A 1778-nucleotide genomic window follows, 5' to 3' on the forward strand; every position below is an offset into this window, starting at 1 on the left:
GTCATTGGGCGCGCCGCTGGGTCTGCGACGGATCGGCCAGGCGGGTCACATTGGCGGCCGGCGGGGCCGGCGCGGCGCTCTTCGGGGTGGCCGCCCGCATCCGCTCGAGCACCTCCTCGCGCGGTCCCTCCATCTGGACCACCCCCTCGCGCATCATCAGCAGGCGGTCGACCCGCGCCAGCACCCCGGCCCGGTGGGCGATGATGACCACGGATCCGCCCCGGGCGGCGGCGCCCAGGATCGCCTGCATCAGCGCCGCCTCGCCCTCCTGGTCGAGGTTGGAGTTCGGTTCGTCCAGCACCAGCAGAACCGGGTCGCGATACAGCGCCCGCGCCAGCGCCACGCGCTGCGCCTGTCCCGCCGAAAGCCCGTGGCCGAACGGGCCGAGCACGGTGTCATATCCGTTCGGCAGTCTCAGGATCAGCTCGTGAGCCCCCGCCGCCATGGCGGCCTTGACCGCGTCGCGGTCGGCGGTCTCCTGATCCACGCCGGTCGAGGTGGCGAAGCGCGAGATATTGTCCTTGATCGAGCCCGCGAACAGGCTCGGAACCTGCGGCAGATAGCCGATCCAGCGAGCCAGCTCGTCGCCTTCCCGGGCCTCGTACTCGGCCCCGTCCAGACGCACGGAGCCCGCCTGCGGTTTCAGCGCGCCGGCGATGACCCGGGCGAGGGTGGTCTTGCCCGAACCGCTGGCTCCCACCACCCCCAGGGTCTGGCCGGGCTTCAGGGTGAAGCTGACCGAGCGCAGCTGGGGCGACTCCGTCTCCGGGAATTTCACCGACACGCCCTCGACCTGCAGCTTGCCCTTCGGGTCCGGCAGGGCGGTCCGCTCCCGCTCCACCGCCGCGGTGCTGGCGAACAGCTCTGTCATGGTCTTCCAGCTCGTCGCCGCCTGAACCAGGGTCGGCCAGACCCCGACCAGTGTCTCGATCGGCGCAACGGCCCGGCTCAGCAGCACCGACGAGGCGATGATGGCCCCGGGGGATATATCGCCCCGCACCGCCAGCAGGGCGGCGAGGCCGAGCGCGGCCGACTGCAGCACCAGCCGCAGGAATTTGATCGCGCCGGTGTAGCGGCCGCCGGTCAGCTGGGCGTCGGCCTGCGCGGCCGTGGCGTTGCGGCGTTGCTCGATCTGACGGGCGATCGAGGACTGGCGCATGCCCAGCGCCCGCACGACCTCCGACTGGCCGGCGACGGCTTCCTGGGCGGAGTAGGCGCTGTTCTGCGACTGGATGGCCTTGCTGAGACGCGGACGGGTGTCGCGCTCGTTCAACCAGGCGAGGCTGAACAGGATCAGTCCGCCGACCAGCGTCAGGGCTCCGATGGCCGGGTGCAGCAGGAAACAGCATCCCAGGTAGATCGGCGTCCACGGCGCGTCGAACAGAGCCAGCATGCCCTGGCCGCCTATGGCCCCGCGTACGTTGTCGAACTCTCGCAGGGCCTGGGTGTTGGGCGCCTTGGCCTGCAGATCCATGACCCGGGCCAGCACCTTGCCGGACAACATCCGGTCCAGCCTCAGCCCGGCCCTGAGCATCAGCCGCCCGCGCAGCCAGTCCAGCCCGGCCAGGGCGGCCAGGGCGAAGACCGCGACAATGGTGATCAGCGCCAGGGTCGTCAGTCCGCCGGTCGGCACGACCCGGTCGTAGACCTGCATCATGTAGATGGTCGGGGTCAGGTAGAGCAGGTTCACCAGCGCCGAGAACACGGCCGCCCAGATGAAGTGGCTCCGGCACGCCTTCAGCGCCTCGGCCAGGGGCTCCGTGCCCGGTTTGCTGGGA

1 protein-coding gene is annotated in these 1778 nt (G+C 70.9%); it reads right to left on the minus strand.

Annotation, left to right across the window (positions count from 1 at the left end; translation table 11 throughout):
- Position 1: 1 nt before the first annotated feature.
- Positions 2-1778: type I secretion system permease/ATPase (locus RDU12_RS15535; protein ID WP_308685558.1), on the minus strand; the 1777-nt coding region annotated here is incomplete at its 5' end.

The organism is Brevundimonas sp., assembly GCF_031082345.1.
Taxonomy (GTDB): Bacteria; Pseudomonadota; Alphaproteobacteria; order Caulobacterales; family Caulobacteraceae; genus Brevundimonas.